This is a genomic window from Micromonospora sp. CNZ309 (genome assembly GCF_002846525.1).
The window spans coordinates 5,901,370-5,924,453 of sequence record NZ_PJNG01000001.1 but is presented as its reverse complement, the minus strand read 5'-3'; the positions used below and the strand labels follow the sequence as shown (position 1 = coordinate 5,924,453).

At 74.6% G+C, this 23,084-nt stretch carries 26 protein-coding genes and 1 riboswitch; of the genes, 11 read left to right on the top strand and 15 right to left on the bottom strand.

Annotated features, from left to right (window positions below):
* Positions 1 to 105: 105 nt before the first annotated feature.
* Positions 106 to 513 (bottom strand): four-helix bundle copper-binding protein, encoded by a 408-nt coding sequence (locus CLT72_RS25430; RefSeq protein WP_250100755.1) that lies wholly within the window; start codon positions 511 to 513, stop codon positions 106 to 108.
* A gap of 130 nt (positions 514 to 643) precedes the next feature.
* Here CLT72_RS25430 and yidD point away from each other — a divergent pair, with 130 nt between their 5' ends.
* The 4 genes from yidD (at position 644) to CLT72_RS25410 (ending at position 3,484) form a co-directional block, all read left to right on the top strand.
* Positions 644 to 1,021: a membrane protein insertion efficiency factor YidD gene (gene yidD, locus CLT72_RS25425; RefSeq protein WP_250100754.1), complete on the top strand. Its 378-nt coding sequence runs from the start codon at positions 644 to 646 to the stop codon at positions 1,019 to 1,021.
* Positions 1,022 to 1,069: 48 nt separating this feature from the next.
* Entirely contained in the window at positions 1,070 to 1,516 is a 447-nt protein-coding gene (locus tag CLT72_RS25420) for an ATP-binding protein (RefSeq protein WP_089002261.1), read from the top strand.
* A 178-nt stretch (positions 1,517 to 1,694) separates the two neighbouring features.
* Positions 1,695 to 2,528 (top strand): MEDS domain-containing protein, encoded by an 834-nt coding sequence (locus tag CLT72_RS25415; protein ID WP_101413921.1) that lies wholly within the window; start codon positions 1,695 to 1,697, stop codon positions 2,526 to 2,528.
* Positions 2,525 to 3,484 (top strand): sensor histidine kinase, encoded by a 960-nt coding sequence (locus CLT72_RS25410; protein ID WP_101413920.1) that lies wholly within the window; start codon positions 2,525 to 2,527, stop codon positions 3,482 to 3,484. The genes CLT72_RS25415 and CLT72_RS25410 overlap by 4 nt, the downstream gene beginning before the upstream one ends.
* Here the strand turns inward: CLT72_RS25410 and CLT72_RS25405 are convergent.
* Positions 3,444 to 4,304: a cytochrome c oxidase assembly protein gene (locus tag CLT72_RS25405; RefSeq protein ID WP_101413919.1), complete on the bottom strand. Its 861-nt coding sequence runs from the start codon at positions 4,302 to 4,304 to the stop codon at positions 3,444 to 3,446. The genes CLT72_RS25410 and CLT72_RS25405 overlap by 41 nt on opposite strands.
* The gene (locus tag CLT72_RS25400; RefSeq protein ID WP_101413918.1) at positions 4,301 to 4,780 is read right to left on the bottom strand and encodes a DUF2243 domain-containing protein; all 480 of its coding nucleotides are present in this window, start codon (positions 4,778 to 4,780) and stop codon (positions 4,301 to 4,303) included. Before CLT72_RS25400 ends, CLT72_RS25405 begins: the two co-directional genes overlap by 4 nt.
* A gap of 209 nt (positions 4,781 to 4,989) precedes the next feature.
* Here CLT72_RS25400 and CLT72_RS25395 point away from each other — a divergent pair, with 209 nt between their 5' ends.
* Complete coding sequence (locus CLT72_RS25395) at positions 4,990 to 6,228, top strand: DUF2786 domain-containing protein (protein ID WP_101415379.1); 1,239 nt, start codon at positions 4,990 to 4,992, stop codon at positions 6,226 to 6,228.
* A gap of 205 nt (positions 6,229 to 6,433) precedes the next feature.
* Here CLT72_RS25395 and CLT72_RS25390 read toward each other — a convergent pair whose 3' ends face one another.
* The 5 genes from CLT72_RS25390 to CLT72_RS25370 form a co-directional block, all read right to left on the bottom strand.
* The gene (locus CLT72_RS25390) at positions 6,434 to 6,934 is read right to left on the bottom strand and encodes a hypothetical protein (RefSeq protein ID WP_101413917.1); all 501 of its coding nucleotides are present in this window, start codon (positions 6,932 to 6,934) and stop codon (positions 6,434 to 6,436) included.
* 184 nt (positions 6,935 to 7,118) lie between these two features.
* A complete protein-coding gene (locus CLT72_RS25385; RefSeq protein ID WP_101413916.1) occupies positions 7,119 to 7,292 on the bottom strand; it encodes a CsbD family protein in 174 nt (57 codons plus the stop codon).
* A gap of 165 nt (positions 7,293 to 7,457) precedes the next feature.
* Positions 7,458 to 9,713 carry a heavy metal translocating P-type ATPase gene (locus CLT72_RS25380; RefSeq protein ID WP_101413915.1) on the bottom strand — a complete coding sequence of 752 codons (2,256 nt, stop codon included), beginning with the start codon at positions 9,711 to 9,713 and terminating at the stop codon, positions 7,458 to 7,460.
* Between the two features lie 9 nt (positions 9,714 to 9,722).
* On the bottom strand, positions 9,723 to 10,721 hold the full coding sequence (locus tag CLT72_RS25375) for a hypothetical protein (RefSeq protein WP_101413914.1): 999 nt from the start codon (positions 10,719 to 10,721) through the stop codon (positions 9,723 to 9,725).
* Between the two features lie 29 nt (positions 10,722 to 10,750).
* Complete coding sequence (locus tag CLT72_RS25370) at positions 10,751 to 10,960, bottom strand: heavy-metal-associated domain-containing protein (protein ID WP_101413913.1); 210 nt, start codon at positions 10,958 to 10,960, stop codon at positions 10,751 to 10,753.
* 150 nt (positions 10,961 to 11,110) lie between these two features.
* On the opposite strand from CLT72_RS25370, the gene CLT72_RS25365 reads away from it, so the two are divergent.
* Positions 11,111 to 11,413, top strand: coding sequence for a metal-sensitive transcriptional regulator (locus CLT72_RS25365; protein ID WP_089002271.1), 303 nt, complete (start codon positions 11,111 to 11,113; stop codon positions 11,411 to 11,413).
* A 155-nt stretch (positions 11,414 to 11,568) separates the two neighbouring features.
* Here CLT72_RS25365 and CLT72_RS25360 read toward each other — a convergent pair whose 3' ends face one another.
* Both CLT72_RS25360 and CLT72_RS25355 read right to left on the bottom strand, forming a co-directional pair.
* The gene (locus CLT72_RS25360) at positions 11,569 to 12,195 is read right to left on the bottom strand and encodes a DUF305 domain-containing protein (protein WP_101413912.1); all 627 of its coding nucleotides are present in this window, start codon (positions 12,193 to 12,195) and stop codon (positions 11,569 to 11,571) included.
* An 82-nt stretch (positions 12,196 to 12,277) separates the two neighbouring features.
* On the bottom strand, positions 12,278 to 12,799 hold the full coding sequence (locus CLT72_RS25355; RefSeq protein WP_199184640.1) for a hypothetical protein: 522 nt from the start codon (positions 12,797 to 12,799) through the stop codon (positions 12,278 to 12,280).
* 455 nt (positions 12,800 to 13,254) lie between these two features.
* Here CLT72_RS25355 and CLT72_RS25350 point away from each other — a divergent pair, with 455 nt between their 5' ends.
* Positions 13,255 to 14,604, top strand: coding sequence for a YibE/F family protein (locus tag CLT72_RS25350; RefSeq protein WP_101413910.1), 1,350 nt, complete (start codon positions 13,255 to 13,257; stop codon positions 14,602 to 14,604).
* Positions 14,605 to 14,770: 166 nt separating this feature from the next.
* Positions 14,771 to 14,902, top strand: a riboswitch (cyclic di-AMP (ydaO/yuaA leader).
* Positions 14,903 to 14,905: 3 nt separating this feature from the next.
* On the top strand, positions 14,906 to 15,922 hold the full coding sequence (locus CLT72_RS25345; RefSeq protein WP_101413909.1) for a coiled-coil domain-containing protein: 1,017 nt from the start codon (positions 14,906 to 14,908) through the stop codon (positions 15,920 to 15,922).
* 118 nt (positions 15,923 to 16,040) lie between these two features.
* Here CLT72_RS25345 and CLT72_RS25340 read toward each other — a convergent pair whose 3' ends face one another.
* Positions 16,041 to 16,787: a carbonic anhydrase gene (locus tag CLT72_RS25340; protein ID WP_101413908.1), complete on the bottom strand. Its 747-nt coding sequence runs from the start codon at positions 16,785 to 16,787 to the stop codon at positions 16,041 to 16,043.
* A 228-nt stretch (positions 16,788 to 17,015) separates the two neighbouring features.
* On the opposite strand from CLT72_RS25340, the gene CLT72_RS25335 reads away from it, so the two are divergent.
* The 3 genes from CLT72_RS25335 to CLT72_RS33055 all read left to right on the top strand — a co-directional run bounded on the left by CLT72_RS25335 (position 17,016) and on the right by CLT72_RS33055 (position 18,749).
* Positions 17,016 to 17,357, top strand: a complete 342-nt coding sequence (locus CLT72_RS25335) for a helix-turn-helix transcriptional regulator (protein ID WP_089002277.1) — start codon at positions 17,016 to 17,018, stop codon at positions 17,355 to 17,357.
* Positions 17,358 to 17,502: 145 nt separating this feature from the next.
* Entirely contained in the window at positions 17,503 to 18,207 is a 705-nt protein-coding gene (locus CLT72_RS33060; protein ID WP_486484325.1) for a S8 family serine peptidase, read from the top strand.
* Positions 18,174 to 18,749: a S8 family serine peptidase gene (locus CLT72_RS33055; protein ID WP_486484324.1), complete on the top strand. Its 576-nt coding sequence runs from the start codon at positions 18,174 to 18,176 to the stop codon at positions 18,747 to 18,749. Before CLT72_RS33060 ends, CLT72_RS33055 begins: the two co-directional genes overlap by 34 nt.
* Before the next feature lie 416 nt (positions 18,750 to 19,165).
* Here CLT72_RS33055 and CLT72_RS25325 read toward each other — a convergent pair whose 3' ends face one another.
* From CLT72_RS25325 to CLT72_RS25310, 4 genes are all read right to left on the bottom strand, one after another.
* The gene (locus tag CLT72_RS25325) at positions 19,166 to 20,509 is read right to left on the bottom strand and encodes a WXG100 family type VII secretion target (RefSeq protein WP_144082326.1); all 1,344 of its coding nucleotides are present in this window, start codon (positions 20,507 to 20,509) and stop codon (positions 19,166 to 19,168) included.
* Between the two features lie 16 nt (positions 20,510 to 20,525).
* Complete coding sequence (locus CLT72_RS25320) at positions 20,526 to 21,107, bottom strand: hypothetical protein (protein WP_250100742.1); 582 nt, start codon at positions 21,105 to 21,107, stop codon at positions 20,526 to 20,528.
* A 33-nt stretch (positions 21,108 to 21,140) separates the two neighbouring features.
* Positions 21,141 to 22,721: a S8 family serine peptidase gene (locus CLT72_RS25315; protein ID WP_101413906.1), complete on the bottom strand. Its 1,581-nt coding sequence runs from the start codon at positions 22,719 to 22,721 to the stop codon at positions 21,141 to 21,143.
* 82 nt (positions 22,722 to 22,803) lie between these two features.
* Complete coding sequence (locus CLT72_RS25310; RefSeq protein ID WP_101413905.1) at positions 22,804 to 23,082, bottom strand: WXG100 family type VII secretion target; 279 nt, start codon at positions 23,080 to 23,082, stop codon at positions 22,804 to 22,806.
* Positions 23,083 to 23,084: the final 2 nt, after the last annotated feature.

Sequence of the window (23,084 nt, the reverse complement as noted above, 5' to 3'; positions counted from 1 at the left end):
CCTCGGGTATATGGTGGTCAATCCGGAGACCGAAGAAAGCCGGCGTTCCGGGTGGGACGCCGGCAACCTCGCGCGGCCGGCCCACGTCGGCCGGCCCCGGGCGGGTCAGCTCATGGTGGCGAGCAGCTCGCGGCAGGCCCGCTCGCACGCCCGGCAGGCGTCGGCGCAGACCCGGCAGTGCTCGTGCATGCCCGCGTGGCCGGCACACTCGTCGCCGCAGGACCTGCAGGCCGTGGCGCAGGCCTCCAGCAGGCTGCGGCTGATGTTGGCGTCGTAGCCGGTGTGCCGGGACAGCACCCGGGCGGTCGTCGTGCAGACGTCCGCGCAGTCCAGGTTCGTCCGTACGCACTTCGTCAGCTCGGCGACCATGTCCTCGCTGAGGCAGGCGTCGGCGCAGGCCGTGCAGGCCTGGGCGCAGGTGTTCAGCGCGTCGATGACGGCGGCCAGCTTCGCCCGGTCCAGGTTGATCGACTTCGGGTACGTCTCGAGCATCGGCATCGTGGTGCTGGGCACGGCGTTCTCCTCTCGGTCGTTGCCTGTGCACTACCCGCGACCGTCGCCCGGCATGCCGTCAGGGGCGGGTCGCGCCGGCGCCGGGGGGGGCGGAGGCGCGCCGGTCGCCGCACTGGCCGATGATCGGTCCGTGTTCAGACGCCTCCGCGAGACGGCCCGCGAGAACCGCCGGCAGCAGCGGCTCATGTCGAAGTCGAAGAACCCCGACGGGTGCTGCGACTGCTGCGACCTGGGGCTGTTCTCCACCCTGTTGACGCTCGGCTCGGCGACGGCGGCGGCGACCCGGGTGCCGGCGCTGGACCGGGCGGGGGTGGCGGCGATCCGGGGCTACCGCCGGTGGCTGTCGCCGCACTGGCCGGGGCGCTGCCGGTTCACTCCGACCTGCGGCGCGTACGGGCTGGCGGCGGTGGAGCGGCACGGGCTGGCGGTGGGCGGACGGCTGGCCGCCGCGCGGGTGCGCCGCTGCCGCCCCGGGGTGCCGCGGGGCACCCACGATCCGGTGCGCTGACCGACGCGCCCTGGCGTGAGCCGGCAGGAGATCGGGTAGAACCAGACCATGGGCCAGCTGAGCAGTTCCCCACCCCCACCGCAGGCCGTTGAGCTGCGCCGGTGGACCCTGTCGGAGGCGGCGGACCTGCGCAGCCTGCGCGCGTCCCTGCACGAGGAGCTGACCGGCGACGTGCTCGGCGAGGGTGAGGCCCTGGCGGAGGTCCCCGAGCTGGTGGCGTTGATCGCGACGGAGCTGGCCACGAACGCCCTGCGCCACGGGATCCCGCCGACCATCGTCCGGCTGCTCGCCACCGACGACTACCTGATCCTCGACGTCGCCGACCACGACCTGGGTTCCCTGCCCCAGCTCGCCGAGGCGCGGCCCACCGGCGACGGCGGGCGCGGCCTGGAGCTGGCCCGCGCCCTCTCCCTGGACGTCGGCTGGTACGCCACCAGCACCACCAAGAACATCTGGGCGTCCTTCCCCCGCTCCGAACACCTGACCCCCACCTGACCCCCACCTGACTCCCACCTGACTCCCACCCGGGCGATCGTGCGGTCGTGGTGCCCGTTCGGATCCCTTCCGGGTGTTCTGCACACCCACCACGACTGCACGATCGACGTGGTCAGGGGTGCTCGCGGGGCGGGGTGGGTCACCGGGCGGCCTACACTGGGTGCGTGAGGGAACCGGCATGAGCAGCGGGGCACGGCGCGGGGCGCCGGGCGGTCATCTCTGCTGGTCGTACGACGATCCGGAGGCCCTCGCCGAGCAGACGGAGCGGCACCTCGCCGCGAGCCTCGCCGCCGGCGAGCGCTTCTGGTATGTGACGCCGCGCCCCTCGGACCTGGCGGCCGAACGGCTGCGCGCCCTGCCGGGCTTCACCGACGCCGCGCGCCGGGGCGCCGCGGCGGTGGTCCCCCTGATGTCGACCTACTCGCCCGACCACGTCGTCGACCCGGTGGCGCAGGTCGCGGCCTACGCGACCGCGACGGACGAGGCGCTGGCCGCCGGGCACACCGGGCTGCGGGTCGTCGCGGAGGCCACCGAGCTGGTCCGCACCCCGGCCCAGCTCGACGTCTTCACCCGCTACGAGCACCTCATCGACCGCTACATGCGCACCGGGCCGTTCAAGGCCGTGTGCGCCTACCACCGGCCGAGGCTGGGCGACCGGACGGTCACGGAGCTGGCCTGCATGCATCCGCAGAGCAACGTCGACGACCTGCTGTTCCGGTTGTACGCGGTGGCGCCCGAGGACGGGCACGCAGCGCTGGCCGGAGAGCTGGACATGTCGAACCACGAGCTGTTCCGCACCGCCCTGGACCGCGCCGACCTGCACCCCGTCGACGGTGAGCTGGTGCTGTCTGCGGCCAACCTGCGCTTCCTGGACCACCGCGCCCTGAGCCTCCTGGCCGAGTACGCGCACCGGCGCGGCGCGACCGCCGTGCTGCGTACGCCCCGCTCGGCCACCGCCCGCCTGGTCGGCCTGCTGCAACTGCCCGCGATCCGGGTGGAGGTCACGCCGTGAGGACGGGCGCGGCCGCCCAGCACCAGGGCTACTACCACGAGGCCGTCCGCTACGGCTCCGACGACGAGTTGCTCGCGGTGGTGGTGCCGTTCCTGCTCGGCGGCGCCGACGCGGGCGAGCCGACCTTCGTCGCGCTGGGCGAGCGCACCGGCGGGCTGGTCCGCTCGGCGCTGCCGGTCGGGTGCAAGGTCGAGTTCCTGCCCGGTGGCGACCTCTACTCCCGGCCCGCCGCCGCCATCCGCTCCTACCGCGAGCTGCTCGCCGAGCAGGTGGCCGCCGGCGCCGGCCAGATCCGGATAATCGGCGAGATGCCGCCCGGTTCGTTCGGCGCGACCTGGGACTGGTGGGCCCGCTACGAGTCGGCGATCAACCACGCGTACGACGACTTCCCACTGTGGAGCATGTGCGCGTACGACACCCGCACCACGCCGTCGGCGGTGCTGGCCGACGTGGCCCGGACGCACCCGCGCTTCGCCACCGCCGACGGGCGGCACGTGCCGAGCCCGGCCTGGACGCCGCCGCGGGACTACCTGCGGCAGGACCTTCCGGTCGTGCCCGACCCCCTCCAGGCGCGGCCGCCGGCCGTCGAGCTGACCGACCCGACGGCGGCCGAGGCGCGCGCCGCCGTGCACAAGGTCGACCAGGGTCAGGTGCCGGTCGACGAGGTGGAGGATCTGGTCGTCGCCGTCAGCGAGATCGTCACCAACGCGCTGCGCCACGGCAGGCCGCCGGTCCGGCTGCGCGTCTGGGCCGGCGACGAGCGCATCGTGGCGACGGTCAGCGATGCCGGCGACGGGCCGGGCGACCCGTTCTGCGGGCTGCTCCCCGCGTCCAACGGCGCACCGGGCGGGCTCGGGCTCTGGATCACCTACCAGTCCTGCAACCACGTGACCTGGCAGCGCGACGACGACGGGTTCACGCTGCGGTTGACGGCCGGGAACGCGTACACCGGCTGAGCGCGGCGGGCTCGCGGCCCGGCACCGGACCGGACGGTGGGGTTGCGGCGGAGCGCGCCGGCCAGCGCCGGTGGTACCAGGCGGCGAACAGGGCGGTGGCGAGCAGAAGTTCGGCGACGTCGCCGCCGTAGTACATCAACCGGGCCGCCGCGCGCAGCGCCTCGACGTCCCGGTCGGGCAGCCCGGGCGGCAGGGTCGCGGCGTGCGCGTAGAGGTACTTGGCCAGCACGGCGTGCCCCGCCCCGGCGGCGAGCAGCGCGCCGGCCCGCACCGCCGGGCGCGGCCGACGCGGCGCCGGGTCGGGGCCGGCCACCGACCAGGCGAGGAGGTAGCCGGCGGCGAGGTAGTGCACGTGCAGGGCGTGGTGCAGCACGGGGTTGCGCTCGGCCGCCGCGTAGAGCGGCGTGAGCAGCACCAGTGCCAGCCCACCGGTGCTGAGCAGCGCCGCCGTCACCGGATGGGCGAGCACGTGCACCGGCCTGGCGCGCAGGAGCCGGCCCACCCGGCGGCCGACCGGCGGCGGCACGACCCGCAGCAGCAGGGTCACCGGCGCGCCGAGGGCCAGCGCGAGCGGCGCGACCATGCCGAGCAGCAGGTGCTGCGCCATGTGCACGCGCGGATCGCCGGGGCCGGCCACCAGCGGGCCGAGGGCGACCGCGAGCACCGCGCAGCCGGCCAGCCAGACGACCGTACGGCGGCGACGCCAGCCGCGCCGGTCCCGGGACACGGCGAGCAGGTAGCCGGCGGCGAGCACCGCGACCGCCGCGAGCGGCAGCGGGTCCGGCCCGGCGGCGGCACCGGTGTGCGCGAGCGCCGTCACGGCACGTCGCGGCCGTGGCGGGAGCGCACCCGCCAGGTCACCCACGCGCCGAGCAGCAACAGCACCACCGCCGCCGCGTTCCACACCACGTCGTACGGGAGCAGGTGCACCCCGTAGCGGATCTGGTGCAGCCGCAGCACCTTGTGGTCGACGATGCCGTCGAAGAGCTGGAACGCCCCCGCGCCGAGCAGGAACCCGCCCCAGGCGGCCCGGGGCAGCAGGGCGCCCCGGCGGCGCAGGTCGGCGTACCAGAAGAAGCCGCCGACCAGGGCGATCAGCTCGGCCGAGTGCAGCAACCCGTCGGAGAGCAGCCCGACGGAGAGGGTGGACCGGTCGTAGAAGTGGTGCCAGCCGAGGATCTGGTGAAAGACGATCTCGTCGACGGCCGCCATCACGGCCACGCCGACGACCGCGGCGGCGAGGACCGACCGGCGAAGATCGGGCGCGGCGGCGCGGCTCACCGGCACTCCCGCCATCTCATCACCTCGCATCGCTCGCGTCGGTGTCGAACTACCCGATGGCGGCCGAAGCATGCGGAAGTCCCCGCGACGGGACGGTCGTGCCGTACGGTTCCGGTGGCTCCGGTCACGACCGGCGGACGGCGGGCGGGCCCGCGGGTACCTTCGGCGGGCGGGCGACGATCGTCTCCCGGGGCGGGAACAGCAGACTCCGGGAGGACACGGCCGTGCCGGACGCGGAGGAACTGGTCAGCGACGCGCTCGCGGCGGTACGCGGCACCGACGTACGCCTCGCGGAGCGGCAGCTGGACCGGCTGATGATCGGCACGGGCGCCGCGGACGGCGTGGGCACGGTGGACGCCGCCCTGCTGCGCCGCCTCGCCCTCGGCGTGGGGTGGCTGGCGCGGCACGGCTGGCAGCCGGTGGATCTCGGCCGGCTCGCCGCCCGCCGCCTCGGCCCCCGGGCGGCGGGGCTGGTCACCGACGCGCTGGCCGCGCACCGCCGCGACCTGGCCGGGCCGGTGCCGTCGTGGTGGGACGACCAGCTGCGCGACCTCGGCGCCGGGGTGTGGTGGGACGCCGACGAGGGCCACCTGACCGCCTGGGCGAACCGCGTCGGGTCCGACCGGTTCACCGCGCTGCGGGCGGCGGTCGACGCCCTGGCCATGGTCGAGGGGCTCCCGCCGGTCGCCGTGCTGCGCCCGCCGCCCGGCGCGCCGTCGACGGGCGTCACGAACGGCGGGTCGCACGGCGGATCCCGGATGCTCGACCGGGTACGGGCGCTGCTGGCGAAGGCGGAGTCGACCACCTACCCGGCCGAGGCGGAGGCGCTGACCGGCAAGGCCCAGGAGTTGATCGCCCGGCACAGCATCGACCAGGCGCTGCTGGCCGGCGTCGCCGAGCCCGCCGACCGCCCCGGCGGGGTGCGCCTCGGCACCGAGCCCCCGTACGCGGGCGCGAAGGCGCTGCTGGCGCAGGAGGTGGCGGCGGCGAACCGCTGCGAGGCGGTCTGGTCCGACGGCCTCGGGTTCACCACCGTGCTGGGCTGGCCCGCCGATCTGGAGGCGGTCGAGCTGCTCCACACCTCGCTGCTGGTGCAGGCCACCACCGCGATGCTGCGCGGCCGGGGCGAACGGCGGGCCAAGGGCACCGGCCGGCGCACCCGGGACTACGACGAGTCCTTCCTCAACGCGTTCGCGCTGCGGATCGGCGAGCGGCTGCGGGCCGCCACCGACGCGGCCGACCGGGAGGCGACGGCGCAGGCCGGGCCGGAGCGGCTGCTGCCGGTGCTCGCCACCCGCGCCGAGGCGGTACGCGAACGCCTCGACACGCTCTTCCCCGGCGTCGTACGGGGGCGGCTCACCATCCGCGACGCCGACGGCTGGTCGTCGGGCACCTCCGCCGCCGACCGGGCCTCGCTCGGTTCCGGACCCGCCCCGAAACGGCAGGTACGCGGGCGGCGCTGAGATTCCTCACCGCCGGATGTCGAAACCGGCGGGTCCGCTACGACCCCTGTCTGGAGGCGCGCCGCCGTGGGCGGGCCCCGGCGTGGGGGCCGACGGGTCCCGGCGTCAGCGGGTGGTCACATCAACGGACGCCGGCCGGCGTGCGGCACGGGGTGCAGGCCGGTCGGCGTCCCCGTCGGGGTCGGCGACGCCGACGCCCACCGGCTCAGGCGCGGCACTCGCGGGTCAGCTTCGGCGGGATGCCGGTGAAGGTGGCGTCCATCCAGGCGGCCGGCCGGGACGCCCGGGAACCGGCGTCGATGCGCTCGGCGGTGTCCTCGATCAGGGCGCGGATCTGCGGGTCGGCGGCTCGGCGGGCCTGCGCGCGTACGTCGTCGGCCAGCTTCGCCAGGTTGCGCCGGAGCTGGTCGGCGACCTGCTCCCCGGTCAGGTCGCGGCTGACGGAGGCCGCCGAGTCGGTGGCGATCCTCCGGCTGCCGGCGACGATGACCCGGTCGACCTCGCGGCAGACCTCGGCGGTGTTGGCGGCGGTCGTGGCGACCGGGGACGGGCTGGGAGCGGTGGCGCTCGCCGTGGCCGTCGGGCTCGGCGGGGTGGCGCCGCCCCGGGCGGCCTCCTCCCGGGCGCTGTCCTGGCATCCCACGGCCAGCACCCCGAGCGCCACCGTGGCGGCGGCCCGGCGCGCGTAGACGACGGATCGGGACACGGGACCTCCCGTTCGGGCTCTCGGGCCGTCCTGCGGGCGACGGCACGGGTTCGGCCGACGTCGGGCGGCGGGGTGTCAATCTGGCAACGAGGGGCACGGCCGGCGGGACACGTCCGCCGGACGCGCCAGTACGCCCTCCGCCGGGTCGGCCCGAAGGCGATCCGGCGGAGGGCGCGTACGCGTGTCAGCTCTTGAAGGCGTCCTTGATCTTCTCGCCGGCCTGCTTGAGCTTGGCGCCGGCCTGCTCGTTGCGCCCCTCGGCCTCGAGCCGCTCGTTGTCGGTGGCCCGGCCGGCGCCTTCCTTCAGCTTGCCGGCCGCATCCTCGGTCGTGTTGTTGATCTTGTCATCGAAACCCATGTCAACCTCCCGATTGGCAGTGCCGGTACGCCCCTGGAGTACCCCGTGCCGCCCCCGTCCAACCGTCCCGGTCAGCACAGTCGTCCCGGGCCCGCGCCGGCCGGCCCCGGCACGCACCGTGCCGCCGGGCCCGAGGGGCGGGCCGGCGGCACGGTGCGGAGAGGCTCAGCCGACCGGGCGGAAGCCCCGCAGCCGGAGGCTGTTGGCGACCACGAAGACCGAGGAGAAGGCCATCGCGGCGCCGGCGATCATCGGGTTCAACAGGCCGGCGGCGGCCAGCGGCAGGGCCGCCACGTTGTAGGCGAACGCCCAGAACAGGTTGCCCTTGATGATGCCGAGGGTGCGCCGGGCGAGCCGGATGGCGTCCACGGCGGCCATCAGGTCGCCCCGGACCAGGGTCAGGTCGGACGCCTCGATCGCCACGTCCGTGCCGGAACCCATCGCCAGGCCGAGGTCGGCCTGGGCCAGCGCGGCGGCGTCGTTGACCCCGTCACCGACCATCGCCACCGTCCGCCCCTCGCCCTGGAGCCGCCGTACGACGTCGACCTTGTCGGCGGGCAGCACCTCGGCGACCACCTCGTCGATGCCCAGCTCGGCGGCCACCGCCCGGGCGACCGTCGTGTTGTCGCCGGTCAGCAGCACCGGCGTCAGGCCGAGCGCGCGCAGCTGCGCGATCGCCGCCCGGCTCGTCGGGCGGACCACGTCGGCCACCGCGAGGACGCCCCGGGCCCGACCGTCCCAGCCGGCCAGCACCGCCGTACGTCCCTCGGCCTCCGCCGTGGCCGCCGCCCGCGCGACCTCCTCCGGTACGTCGAGACCGTGCTCGCGCAGCAGCCGGGGCCGGCCGATCAGCACCTCCCGGTCCTCGACGGTCCCGCTCACCCCGAGCCCCTCGGCGTTGACGAAGCCGGCCACCGGCGGCAGCGTGCCCGCCTCGGCCGCGCCGGCGGCGATGGCCCGGGCGATGGGGTGCTCGGAGGCGGACTCCAACGCCCCGGCGAGCCGCAGCAGCTCCGCGCGGTCCTCGCCGGTCGCCGGTACCACGTCCACCAGGGTCATCCGACCGGTGGTGACGGTGCCGGTCTTGTCCAGCACGACCGTGTCCACCTGCTTCGTGGACTCCAGCACCTCCGGCCCCTTGATCAGGACGCCGAGCTGCGCGCCCCGGCCGGTGCCGACCAGCAGGGCGGTCGGCGTGGCCAGCCCGAGGGCGCACGGGCAGGCGATGATCAGCACCGCCACGGCGGCGGTGAACGCGGCGGTGGCGCCCGACCCGCTGCCGAGCCACCAGCCGAGGGTGCCCACCGCGAGGGCGATCACGATCGGCACGAAGACGCCGGAGATCCGGTCGGCCAGCCGCTGCACCGCCGCCTTGCCGGTCTGCGCCTGCTCGACCAGCCGGGCCATCTGGGCCAGTTGGGTGTCGCCGCCGATCCGGGTGGCGGTGACCACCAGCCGGCCGCCCGCGTTGACGGTCGCGCCGACCACGGAGTCGCCCGGGCCGACCTCGACCGGGACCGACTCGCCGGTGAGCATGCTGGCGTCGACCGCCGAGGTGCCCTCGTCGACCACGCCGTCCGTGGCGATCTTCTCCCCGGGCCGGACCACGAACCGGTCCCCCACCACGAGCTGGTCCACCGGGATCCGGGTCTCCGTGCCGCCGCGCAGCACCGCGACCTCCTTGGCGCCCAGTTCGAGCAGGGCGCGCAGGGCCGCGCCGGCGGTCCGCTTCGCCCGCGCCTCGAAGTAGCGGCCGGCGAGGATGAACACGGTCACCCCGGCCGCCGCCTCCAGGTAGATGTTGCCGGCGCCGTCGGAGCGGTTGATGGCGAGGCTGAACGGGTGGGTCATCCCCGGCGTCCCGGCGGTGCCGAGGAAGAGGGCCCAGACCGACCAGCCGAACGCGGCCAGGGTGCCGAGCGAGACCAGGGTGTCCATGGTCGCCGCGCCGTGCCGCAGGTTGATCCAGGCCGCCCGATGGAAGGGCAGCCCGCCGTAGACCACGACCGGGGCGGCCAGGGTCAGCGACAGCCACTGCCAGAAGTCGAACTGCCAGGCGGGCACCATCGCCAGCGCGATCACCGGCACGGTGAGCAGGGCCGAGACCCACAGCCGGGTACGCAGGACGCGCAGCTCGTCCACCGGCTCGGCGGCCGGTGCGTCTCCGGCGGACCGGGGCGGGGGCGGCAGGGCCGCCGTGTAGCCGGTCTTCTCCACCGTGGCGATCAGGTCGTCCGGGGTGACCTCGTCGGCGTACCGGACGGTGGCCTTCTCCGTGGCGTAGTTGACGGTGGCGGTCACCCCGTCCATCCGGTTCAGCTTCTTCTCGATCCGGGAGGCGCAGGAGGCACAGGTCATCCCGCCGATCGCCAGCTCGATCTGGTTCGGCGCGTACGCCAGGGGCTTGCTGCTGATCGTCATCACGGTCCCTCAGTCGTGCCCGTGACCGGGGACGCCGTGGCCGGCGTCGGCGGTCGGGGAGCTCGTGGCGGCGGGCGTGCCCGCCGTCGGGGTGCCTGTCGTGGCCGGGACACCCGGCGCGGTCGGGCTGCCGGCGACGACGGTGAATTCGGCGGTACGCACGACGCCGCCGTGCTTGAAGTCCAGGTAGAGCCGGTAGGCGCCGGCCGACGGCACCTCGGCCGAGAAGCTCACCTCGGGGCCGGGCCGCGTCCGCCCGTCACCGGGCTCGCCGTTGGGGTGCACGTGCAGGTACGCCAGGTCGCCCTGGCGCAGCGCCACCAGGTGGCCGTACGCGCCCAGGTAGGGCTCCAGGTCGGTGACCGGCGCGCCGCCGCGGCTCACGCTCAGGGTCAGCTCGGCGGTGCGGCCGGGCTGCGGAGCGCCGGCGAGCGTGACGGTGTAGCCGTCGACCGTGGTGCTGGTCGCCGGCGCGGGCAGGGGGTGCCCGGTCAGCGCGCCGGGGACGGTCACGTCGACGCCGAGGGTCAGCGCCTCGCCCCCGGTCGGGGTGAAGTCGGCGAACGCCCGCCACACGCCGGGCCCGGCGAGCGGCGAGTCGACCCGCCAGGTGCCGTCCGGCGCCATCTCCGGGTGCACGTGCCGGAAGCCGGAGAGATCGCGGCGGGCCACGATCAGGTGCATGCGCTTGTCGTGCGCCACGTCGTACGCGGTGACCGCCCGGCCGTCCGGGCCGGTGACCTGGAAGGCGAACTGCCCGGCCGGGGCGTCCACCGGACGCAGGGTGTACCCGCGGTCGGAGACGAGCAGGCCGCCGGGCAGGTGCGCCGTTGCTCCGTTGTCGCCCGCGTGTCCGGCTCCGCCGTCGTCGCCGTGCCCCCCGCCGGCGTCGTGCGGGGCCTCGGCGGGCGGCGACACGGGGTCGGCCACCCGACCGACCCCGTACGTCGCGCCGAACACCACCGCGAGGCCGAGGGCGAAACCGCTCAGCTTCGTCGCCGTGTTCATGGTGTGCCTCGTCTTCCCCGTGCCCGCTCTCAGGCGCCCACGAGGTCGTAACCGGCCTCGTCGACGGCGGAGCGCACGGTGTCGGTGTCCAACGGGCCCTCGCTGGTGACGGTGACCCGACCGGCGGCGACGTCGACCTGGACGTCGCTGACGCCCTGGATCGCGCCGACCTCGTTGCTGACCGCGGTGGCGCAGTGCCCGCAGGTCATGCCCTGCACCTCGTACGTGGTGGTGATCATGGAACTCTCCTCTCGACGCCCCCAGCGTATACCCCCCAGGGGTAATCCGGAGGCATTCGGCTGCCCGTGCGGCGTACCGGTACCCGGTGGGGGTATCCCGGACACGGAGGACCGTACCATACCCCCGAGGGGTACGTTATCCTCGACCTCATGACCACACCGACGCCCACCCCGACCAGGGGCTACACCGCCACCAAGGACCAGCTGCTCGCGCGGCTGCGCCGCGTCGAGGGGCAGGTCCGTGGCATCGAGAAGATGGTCGACGACGACCGCTACTGCATCGACGTGCTCACCCAGATCTCCGCGATCCAGGCCGCCCTGGACAAGGTCGCGCTCGGCCTGCTCGACGGCCACGCGCGGCACTGCATGCACGAGGGCGCGGCCGAGGGCCGGGCCGACGAGATGGCCACCGAGATGATGGCCGCCGTCGGCCGCCTGATGAAGCGCGGCTGACCGCCGGCAGGTCCTTCGTCCGTCGGCACACCGGGTCCACCCGACGGGCTCCTCCCGGCAAGGTCCGGCTGCGGAGCCCCGGCGTCCCCGGTCGGGACGGTCACGGCACCCCCGTGCCCCGGCGCCCCCGGGTCGGGGACGCCGGGACGTGCGGGTCAGAACCGGCCGAGGAACTTGCGCATCGTGTCGATCTCCGCCTGCTGGGTGCTGACGATCTGCTGGGCCAGGGCCTTGGCCTCCGCGTTCACGCCCCGGGCCAGTTCGTCGCGGGCCATGGTGATCGCGCCCTCGTGGTGGGCGATCATCATGGTCAGGAACTGCCGGTCGAACTCCCGGCCGGTGGCGGCCGCCAGCTTCGTCATGTCGGCGTCGGACATCATGCCGGGCATGCCGTGGTCCATGTGCGGCATCCCGCCCGGCGACGGCACCGGCCGTCCCCAGGCCGCCAGCCATCCGCTCATCGTGGCGATCTCGGGCGCCTGGGCGGCCTTGATCTCCGCGGCGAGCCGCTTGACCTCCGGGTCCGCCGCCCGGGTCGGCGCCAGGTCGGCCATCTCCACCGCCTGCCGGTGGTGCGGAATCATCATCTGGGCGAACATCGCGTCGGCGTCGCCGAACGCGGCCGCACCGGTGGCCGTGGCCGCCGGCCCGCCGGTGCCAGGGGTGCCGTGCCCCGCGCCCGGCGACGAGTGCTCGTCGCCGCCGCAGGCGGCGAGGGCGAGGGCGGTGGTGACGGTGACGCCGGCCAGGGCGGCACGGCGCGCGAGGGTACGAGTGGTCATGGTGGAACCTTTCGGAGTCGGAACGTACGCGGCACGACGAGGACGCGGAACGGCGTGCAGCCGCACCCGCGTCGAACGCGTCCTACCTACGCAGCACCGAGACCTCGGCGAGCCGCAGACCCACCGGCCGGGGCGGCGGGGCCCGGGGCGGTGGGAAGGCGCCGACCGAACCGCCCCCGGTCGGGCCGACGGCGCGTACGCGGACCGACAGCAGCGCCGCCAGCAGCAGCGCGGCCGCGAACGCGCCCAACACGGCCAGGCACACGCCCCACCCGGGTAGCCCTCCCCCCGTGCCGCCGCCGGCAGGCAGCAGTTCCTCGGCGGCGCAGCCCCCGGGACAACCCACCACGGCCTGGAGGGCCGCCCCGACGACGTGCGGAGCGGCGACGCCCTGCGAAGGCGGCACGAGCGCAAGGGCGGCGTGCGGGACGGCCGCGACGGCGGCGTGCGGGACGGGCCCGACGGCGGCGTGCGCCGATGGGTTCGCGGGATGACCGGTCTGGTGCGAGTCGTGCCCGATCGTGTGCATCGCGGCCAGCCCGAGCAGTGTGCCGACGAGCAGCAGGAGCCGCGCGCCCCGCGCCGCCGTCACCATCGTCCGCACATCCGTCACGCTAGCGCGTCGGCCCGTTCCGCACTGGTACCACCCGCGCCCGGCCCCCCACACGTGTGCGGGCCGGGCGCGCGTAGGTCACGCACGTGTGCGGGCCGGCGTACGTCGGTCACGCACGCGGGCCCAGCCGGGCGCGCGTAGGTCACGCACGTGTGCGGGCCGGACCTGCGCGGCGAAGGTCCGCGTCGCGACACCCCCCGCACGACCTGCGCCCCGATGCCGGGGTGGCTACCATTCGGCCGGTGGCCCGCCGGACTCCGCACCACCCGCCCCGCGCCCCCCGCCGGGCGACGGCGCCGATCGCCCGTCGCCGGACGGGAGCCGACGACCACGGCACGTGACCACACCGCCACGCGGAGGGCGATTCCCGCCCCGCCTGCGTGGCGCCGCTGAACCGACCGGCCCGCCGGCCCGTACCCCGCCCTGGACTCGTTGGGAGACACACGTTGGGCGCCGATCACACCCGTCCCGCTCCGTCCGCCCCGCCCAGGGTGCGGCGGATCCTCGTCGCGACGGTGGCGCCCCTCTTCGTCGCCACGCTGATCGCCGCCCTGGTGCTGTGGCCGTGGGACGCGCCCGACCCCGCGGCCGGCACCGAGCCGCCCCGCTACCACGGCACCGTGACCCGGGTGGTGACGGAGCCGTGCCCGCCGGCCCCGGAGGTGCCGGAGGGCAGCCCCGACGCCCCGCAGGGCCCCTGCGGCACCGTCACCGTGCGGGTCGAGGACGGCCCCGACGCCGGTCAGCAGGTCCAGACGCCGGTCCCGGCCGGCCCCGGTGCGCCGACCGTCGCCGTGGACGACGAGATCATCCTGGTCGAGCTCATCGACCCCGCCGACCCCACGGCCAGCTCCTACAACATCGCGGAGCACCAGCGCGGCAAGCCGCTGGTCTGGCTGGTGGCGCTCTTCGCGGCCGCGATCGTCGCCTTCGGGCGGTGGCGGGGGCTGGCCGCGCTGGCCGGCCTGGCGGCGAGCTTCGCCATCCTGCTGACCTTCGTGCTGCCCGGCATCGGCGCCGGGAGCCCCCCGCTCCTGGTCGCGGTCGTCGGCGCCGCCCTGATCATGTTCGTGGTGCTCTACCTGACCCACGGCGTGACCGCGCAGACCTCGGTCGCCGTACTCGGCACGTTGGGCAGCCTGGTGCTGACCGGCGTCCTCGGCACCATCGCCACCGCCGCGACCCACCTGACCGGCTTCGGCTCCGAGGACGCCACCACGCTGTCGATGTACCAGGCCGACGTCGACCTGCACGGGCTGCTGCTGGCCGGGATCATCATCGGCTCCCTCGGGGTGCTCGACGACGTCACGGTCACCCAGGCCGCCACCGTCACCGAGCTGGCGCACGCCAACCCGGGACTGTCCCGCAGGCAGCTCTACCGGGCGGCGACCCGGGTCGGGCGCGCACACATCGCCTCGACGGTGAACACGATCGTGCTGGCGTACGCCGGTGCCTCGCTGCCGGTGCTGCTCCTGCTCACCGCCGACTCGCGGGCGGTGACCCAGCTTCTCACCAGCGAGTTCCTCGCCCAGGAGATCGTCCGAAGCGCGGTCGCCACCCTCGGGCTGATCGCCGCCGTGCCGCTGACCACCGGCCTGGCGGCCCTGGTGACCACGGCGGGCCGGCGGGCCGGGGAACCCACCGACCGCGAGGCCACCGCGCCCGCGCCGACGCCCCGGCCGGCGGCCGACCGGTCCGAGGCGCTGGAGGCGCTCAGCGGACCGCGCGGGGACACGCCGTCCGCCGCTCCCGCCGGATGGCCCGACCAGAACGGGAGAACGGACACGGCATGGTGACACTCCTCTGCGTGACGGATCATGGTTCCCGCCCTGATAGACGCGTCACTGGTCACCGTCAGCCATTACGAAATAACGCATTTAGTCGGCTTAGGGACGTAGATCCCCGGGAGTGCTCTCGGGTAACCTCGCTGCCGGTCACCGCCGAAGGCGCGCAGCGGCGCCTGCGGTGCCGCCGCCCAATCGCCGCCAGGCGAACCGGGGACCCAGGCACGTGGGGTGAATCCGCGACAGCGGTAGGGGCCACTTCCGCCCCGAACCCGTCAGCTAACCCGGTCGGCGGTCGACGGAAGGGAAAACTGTGACGGCACCCCTACGCCGCTGGTTGACGCCCGTGGTGGCCGTACTCGCCGCCTTGGCGGTCTTCGCCGGGCCTCTCCCGGCGGGGGCCGAGCCCACCCCACCCAAGCCCTCCGGCCACGGCGACGACGAGCCCAAGCTGCTCGACGACCTGATCGAGGCCCGCAACCGGTCCTACGTGCAGGCCAAGGCGAAGCTGGAGAAGTCGAAGAAGCGTCAGCTCGAACTGGCCCTGGAGGTCAACCGGGCACAGGGCGAGCTGAACGCGCTGGCGCCGCAGGTCAGTCAGATCGCCGCCCAGTCCTACCGGACGGGACGGATCGGCGCGGTGTCGATGCTGCTGGACACCGCCAGCCCCGACTCGTTCGTCAAGCGCGCCGCCGCCCTCGACGAGCTGAACCTGGTCAATTCCAAGAAGCTCGCCGAAGTCAACGCGGTCAAGAACCGCGCCGAGCAGGCCAAGCTGGCGCTCGACGCCGAGGTCCGCGAGCAGCAGAAGCTGACGAACGAGATGGCGCGCGGCAAGCGGGAGGCGGAGAAGGCGCTCGCGCTGGTCGGCGGCAGGGGGCTGACCAGTGGCAAGGTGGTCGCCACCTCGCCGGTGGCGAAGATCGCGCCGGGGCGCACGGCCGACGGCGACTGGAAACCCCTGGGCTGCACCGAGAACGACCCCACCACCTCCGGCTGCATCACCGCGCGCACGCTGCACATGTACAAGGAGGTCAAGCGGGTCGGCTTCAACCGGTTCGTCGGCTGTTACCGCTCCGGCGGGCCGTACGAGCATCCGAAGGGCCGGGCCTGCGACTGGTCGTTGCAGAGGAGCGGCTTCTCCCCCTGGCACAACGACGACACCTACATGTACGGCAACAACCTGACCGCGTTCCTGGTCCGCAACGCAGACCGGCTCGGCATCTACTACGTGATCTGGAACCGGCAGATCTGGTTCCCGGCGACAGGCTGGAGCTCCTACAGCGGCCCGTCGAACCACACCGACCACGTGCACGTGTCACTGCTCTAGCCGCCCGCCCACGGGCCGGCGAAGCCGGGACCGACACAGGGCCACCCCCGCCGGACGCGGGAGCGGCCCTGTGTCGTCGTGCGGCCCGACGACGACCGGTCGGGACGGGTCGGGAGGATCAGGCGGCGCTGGCAGCCGGCTCCGGCGCGTCGACCGTACGGGCGGACGCGGCGGCCACCGTCCGCACCTCGCCGGCGGTCAGCCGGTACGACATGCCGACCACCCCGCAGCGGCCGGCGGCCACCTCCGCGGCGAGGACGGCGGAACGGTCGAGCATCGCCTCGACGGTGTGCGCGATGTGGATGTCGACGATCCCGTCGATGTCCTCCACGCCCTCGGCGGCGGCCCGCCGCAGACTGGGCACCACGGCATCCACCACGGCGCAGAGATGCCCGACCGGCGAGGTGCCGGTGGCGTCCGCCGTACGCGCCGCCTGGACGGCCCCGCACGAGTCGTGCCCGAGCACCACCACCAGGGGCGTGCCCAGGACGGTGACGGCGTACTCGACGCTGCCCAGCACCTCGGGGCCGATGGTGTGCCCGGCGGTGCGGACCACGAAGAGGTCACCCAGGCCACGGTCGAAGATGATCTCGGCAGCGAGGCGGGAGTCGGAGCAGCCGACGATCACCGCGAAGGGATGCTGCCCGTCGGCGACCGCGGCACGGTGCCCGGCGTCCTGGTTGGGGTGGCGCGGCGCGCCGGTCACGAACCGCCGGTTGCCGGCGTGCAGCTCGGCGAGCGCCTGCTCGGGACTCGCGGGGACGGCCGGGGCGGTGCCGGCGTCGGCCGGGGCGGTGCCCGTGGTCGACCCCGGGAGCGTCCGCTCCGGGCCCGGTTGAGTGCCTGGCGATCCGGGACGACTCATCCCCACACCTCGCTCCTGACGTGAACGGCCTGGTCACCCGGGCCGACGCTGGACGCGGGCTGCCACCACGGTCACACGCACGGCAAGGTACGTCAAGGTATGCGTGATATCCATTTCATATGTTCGTCGGCACCCGGTACGCCGTCCGCCCGCAGGCTTGCGCGTCACGCGCTCGCGCGGCAGCCAGCGTGCGAGGGCGCGCGGCAGGTGCGAGGAAAGGGCCATACGATGGCGGGCATGGCGACGACTGGGGAGAACGGGAGCACCCGCAACTGGACGTTCCTCACCAACCACGGGCACGTGCTGCTCGCCATCGCGCGCAACCCCACCGCCCGGCTCCGCGACGTCGCCGACGAGGTGGGCGTCACCGAACGGGCCGCCCAGGCGATCGTCGCCGACCTGGAGGCCGGCGGTTACCTCAACCGCACCCGGGTCGGCCGGCGCAACGAGTACACGCTCAACCCCGCCGGCCGGTTCCGGCACCCCGCCGAGGCGGACCGGCAGGTCGGTGCCCTGCTCGCCCTCTTCACCGACGAGCAGGAGCCGGTCGAGCCCGCCGAGGGCCCCTGACGACGGCACCCACCCGTCCGCCGCCACCGACCGCCGCCACCCACCGCCGACGCTCCCGACCCCGCGCCGCCGACCGCCGCAGGACTCCCGGCCCGCCGCCGACCCGCCGACCGCCGCAGGGCTCCCCCGGCGGTAATCTCACCGCGTGCGCGAGAGTTTCCGACCGGGCGGGACCGAGCGGACCCGCCGACCCGGGCGCGGTGCCCGCGCGGTCCTGCGTGGAGCGGCCGTGGTCCTGCTCGGCACCGCCGTCGTCGTCCCGTCGCCCGCCTCGGCCGCCCTCCCCCGCTGTGGGCCCCCCGGCGTCGCCGCCCCCGCCGGGACGCCGTGGCCGCTGAAGCGACTCGAACCCTCGTCGGCCTGGCGGATCTCCCGGGGCGCCGGCGTCACGGTGGCGGTCATCGACTCCGGCGTCTCCGCCACCCATCCCGCGCTGAAGGGCCAGGTCAGGGTGGGCCGGGACTTCAACGGGCTGCCGCAGCAGGAGGGCCGCTGCGACCTGGCCGGGCACGGCACCATCGTCGCCGGCATCATCGCCGGCAAGGAGGGCGCCGGCACGTCGTTCAGCGGCATCGCGCCGCAGGCCAGGATCCTTCCGGTACGCGTCCTGCCCGACACCCGGACCACCGTCGACGAAGGGCTGCCGGGGCAGATCGCCACGGCGATCCGGTGGTCCGTGCAGAACGGCGCCGACGTCATCAACCTGTCGCTGGTGACCCTGGACCGGAAGGAACTCGCCGACGCCGTCCGCTACGCCCTCGACGAGGGGTGGTCGTGGTCGCCGCCGCCGGCAACCGCCAGGAGAACCAGCAGGACATGCCCGCGTACCCGGCCGCCTACCCGGGCGTGATCGCGGTCGCCGGCGTGGACGAGGAGGGCGGCCACGTGGGCAGTTCGGTGAGCGGGGACTACGTCGACCTCGCGGCGCCCGGGCTGAACATCCTCGGTCCGGCCCCCGGGGGCGAGGGCTACCTGGCCGAGCCGCAGGGCGGCACCAGCTTCGCCGCCGCGTACGTCTCCGGGGTGGCCGCGCTGGTCCGGGCCGCCCACCCCGACCTCGGTCCGGAGCAGGTCGCCGACCGGCTGGTCCGGACGGCCGACAGCCCGCCCGAGGGGAAGAACGCCGAGGTCGGCCACGGGGTGGTGAATCCGTACCGGGCGGTGGCGAGCCTGCTCGGCAGCCGCACCGACCCGCCCGCCGGCGCGATGCCGCCGCCGCCCTCCACCGAGGACCCGCTCGCCTGGCAGGGCACCGTCGCGGTCTGGGCCGCCGCCGTGGGCGCGCTCGTCGCGGGGCTGCTGCTGTCCGCCAAGCCGATCCTGCTCCGCGGGCGACGCCGGGGCTGGCGCCCGGGCCGTCGCCCCTCCGAAGTGGACGCCACGACCGGCTGACGCCCCTTCCCCACACCGCTGCAAGCGCTCCACCGAACGCGCCCAGCTCGCGCTGGCCAGCTCGGACGTCGCGGGTGGGCCCGGACTACGGCCTGTCTCATGAACCGCGACGGCGGTGCCGGACCTCGACGGCCGGCGGTGTAACCCCGCCGCCTCGATGCCACACAGGTATTCTTATGCCTCGCAGGTATCAGCGTTCCGGCGGCAGTGGTCCGTCAACTCCACTCCCCGCGCCTCCCACGTCTTCTGCCAGAGCGCCGCCCGGACTGCGGTCAGCCCCGACACGCCGTGCGGCGTACGCCTGACACCTTCCTGGTTCCGGCGCACCTCGGGTGTCGGCGAGCACCGCACGGACACATCCCGGACAGAGCGGAGCGCCGCCCACCGTGCGGTGGACGGCGCTCCCCGCGTTAGCGTCAGCGCAGGATGCCCGGCGTACCGCCGCCGTCGGCGCCCCAGACGTCCTCGTCCTCCTCCAGCCAGGTGTTGCGCGCGGTCTCCTCGTCGCCGTAGCCGGCGCCACCCATACCGGCCATGCCACCTACGCCCCGGGCCCCCGCGCCGGCGCCCTTGGCGCCGGCACCGGCGGCACCCGCGCGCCCGCCGCCACGGCCGGCCCCGCCGGCCGCACCGCCGCCCATCATCGGCGCCATGCCGCCCGCGCCCAGCTTGCCGCCGGCACCGAGCTTGCCGCCACCCCGACCACCGTTGCGTCCGGCGCCGGCCGCACCGCCGCCCATCATCGGACCCATGTTGGGGCTCACCGGCCGGCCGAGCGAGCCGCCGCCCGGAATCACGCCCCCGCCGCCCAGGCCGCCACCACCGGAGCCCAGCCCGCCACCGGCGCCGAGCCCGGAGGTGCCGGGCAGGCCGCCGCCACCGGCCCCGCCGAGGCCGGAAACGCTCGGGGCGCCGGCACCGGCCAGCCCACTGCCGTAGTTCTCGCCGAGGCTGCCGGTGTTCGGCGGGTAGCCCCCGGTGCTCGGGGTGTAACCGGTGCCCGGCGTGTAGCCGCCGCCGGTCAGGACGGGGTGGGCGGTGGAGCCGATCCCGGTGGTCCCGGTTTCGGGCACACCGGCCCCGCTGAGTGACGGCATGCCGCCGCCCGGCACGCCACCGGTCGAGGGCATCCCGCCCATGCCGGGTACGCCGCCGGTGCTGCCAGCGCCGGGGCCGGCGCCGAGGTCCGGGGTCTGCACGTCCGGCGACTGGGTGGTGCCCGGCGTGGTCTGCCCGGGCGTGCCCGAGTCGATGGTCACGTAGTCGCCGCTGACCTGGTTGTAGACCTTGGCGGCTTCCTCGGACTTGTCGTTGATCCAGTCCGCGAGCGAGGTGAGCGGGTCGAGCAGGCCCAGGAAGTCGGGCTTGACCTTCATCTCGAAGAGACCCGTGTCGATCACGAGCCGGCCGTTGCGCGCCTCCAGCACGTCGTTCACGCAGCTCGCGGGGATGGGGAACTCGGCCTGCGCGGCGCTCAGCTTGTCGGCGGCGGTCTTCAGCGACTGGACGATGCCGTTGTGCTTCTCGGCGTCGTCGACGACCCGGCCCGTGTCCGTGGCGATCTGCTTGATGTGGGTCTTGAAGGACTCGTACGCCGGGCCCTTCCACACCTCACCGAGATCGGCGACGTTCGTCTCCAGGCTCTCCTTGACGGAGTTCAGGTTCTTCAGCAGCTGCTCCCAGCCCAGTGCGGCGCTGGTGACGTCGCCCGGCCTGCCCGCGACGACGATCTGCTGGCACATCTCTTCCCAGCTCGGCATCCTGTCACCCTCCCGTTCAGCCGTTGGATCCGTTGGTGGCGGCTTGGCTGAAGGCGCGCTCCATCTCGGCGGCGGACATGGCGTTCGCCTTCTCCGCCGTCTCGTAGTTCTCCTTGACCTCGCGCAGCGCGTTGGCGGCCTGGTAGAGGTCCTCGGCGAGCTTGCGGACGCTCTGCTGCGTGGTGGTGAAGAGGCTGCCGTGCTTGCGGGCCAGGTCGCCCGCCCGGTCGAAGGCGCCGAGCGGGCTCGTCGCCCCGCCGCCGACGCCGTTCATGCCGCCGGACGCCGCCGCGCCGCCCATCCGGTCCTGGATCTCGACCATCGTGTACGACTGCTTGTTGAGAAACGAGGCGTGCGACTCCAACCACTCGATGGCCTTGTCCAGGCTGGACGCGTCCCACTCCGTGTTGTCGCCGCTCTCGCTCGCCCCCGGCACCAGGCCGGAGGGCGTCTGCGCCCGGTTGACGTTGTCCATCGTGATGCCGCTGACGTGCACGGTGGGTGCCAGCGGGGTGATGGGCATGTACGGAGTGTCCACCCGGATCTCGTCCGGCTGCTCCGTCCTGTCCACCTGTGGGCTCGTCCGGTCGTCCGTCATCGGTTCCTCCCCGTCGCCGACTGACAATGTGGCTTACTGCTGCTGCCCGCCGGGAGCCGGCGGGGGTGGGGGTGCCGTCGGCGCGGTGCCGGGCGGCGGCCAGGCACCGGCCTGGGATGTCGGCGGCGCACCGTACGGGTGTCCGCCGGCAGGCGTCGGGCCGTACCCGGGCGGGGGTCCCGCCTGGGGTGGTGCGGGCATACCAGTGGGTGCGCCGCCGAGCGGCGGATGACCGGGCATGCCGAATTGCGGGTTGCCGTGCGGGCCCCCCGGGGCGCCACCGGACTGCGGATGACCGGGCGGCGGCGGGTAGCCGGGCGGACCGGCCTGCGGCGCCCCGGGCGGCGGATAGCCGGGCGCACCGCCGGAGGACGGATAGCCGGGCGGTGGGTAGCCGGGCGGGCCGGATCGGGCGACGGCCGCCTTCCGACGGGACCGGCGTACCAGCACGATCACGAGGACCAGCAGCGCGACGGGCACGAGCAGGCAGAGGGCCCCCTGGACCAGTGCACCCGTGTCCTTCTTCATGCTGATCGACACCGCCGGCCCGTCGTCCTGCTGCGGCGTGGCCGCGCCGACGGACGGGGCCACGCCGTCCGGAGCACCGGCGAGCAGCGGGTGCGCGTCCACCGCCGGCACGGTGCGGGTCAGCGCGGCGAGCGGATCGATCGCGCCGAAGCCGTACTGGCTGTCGCGGCCGTCCGGGCCCTTGTCCCGGGCGGTGCGGATGAGCCGGTTGACCACGTTGGCCGCGTCGAGGTCCGGGTACTTCGCGCGGACCAGCGCCGCCACGCCGGACGTGATGGCGGCGGCGTCGCTCGTGCCGCTGCCGATGCCGTAGCCGTTGGACGAGACCGACGTGGACCGGGGCGAGATGATCTCCTGCATCGGCGCGGCGAGCACGGCCTCCCGACCGGTGGCGCTCTGCGCGAAGAACTCGCCGTTCTTCGCCAGCCCGGTCACGGCGACGACACCGGGGATGTTCGCGGGGCTGGTGACGACGCGGTCGTTCTGCAGCCGGTTGCCGGCCGACGCGATCAGCACGACGTTCTTGTCCAGGGCGTAGCGGACGGCGGCGATCTCGTCGGGGGTCGCCGTCGTGCCCGTCCCGACGGACATGTTGATCACGTCTGCGCCGGCGTCGGCCGCCCAACGGATGCCCGCCGAGAGGTCCGCCGAGTCGAAGGAGTTGCCCATCGCGACGGGCAGGATCTTCGCCTCCGGGGCGATGCCCAGGTGCCGCATCGCGCCACCGCCCCGGGACGCGATGATCCCGGCCATCGCCGAGCCGTGGGCCTTCCTGGTGTCGTCGTCGCGGCGACCGTCGGCCGCCGTGCCGGACGTGACGCCCTTGCCCGGCAGGACCTGGCCGCGCAGGTCCGGCAGGTCGGGGTTGACCCCGGTGTCGATGACCGCGACGGTGACGCCCTTGCCCTTGGTGAGCTTGTGGGCCTGCGGGATCTTCAGCTCGTCGAGGTACCACTGGAGGCCGCGTACCGTGTCGGCGCGTGCCGGGGCCGGTGCGGCCAGTGGACCGGTGCCGGCGCCGACGACCACCGTCAGCGCCGCGACGGCCAGCCGGAGCTTGGACCGCGAAGGCTTGCCCGCACGCATGATTCTCCCAGGACCTATCGACGCACAACGCGACGCGGCTCCGGCCCGGTCGAACCGGACCGGAGCCGCGTCGGCGATTGTGTCAGTTCCACGCCTTGGCGTTGCTCATCTCGGTGCTGACGTAGTTCTCGCGGGCGATGCCCACGGCGCCACCGATGTCGTTCAGGATCTTGTTGATGTCCCGGACGGCGGCGTCCCACTGCGCCTGGTGCTGCTCGTACGCGGCACGGTCCTCACCGTCCCACTGGAGCTTGGACAGCATCGAACGCAGCGTGTCCAGCTTCTCGTCGATGGTCTTCGAGATGGCCATCATCTGCTGGTTGCTGCTCTCGAGGACCGCGTAGTCGACCTTGATGCTCATGA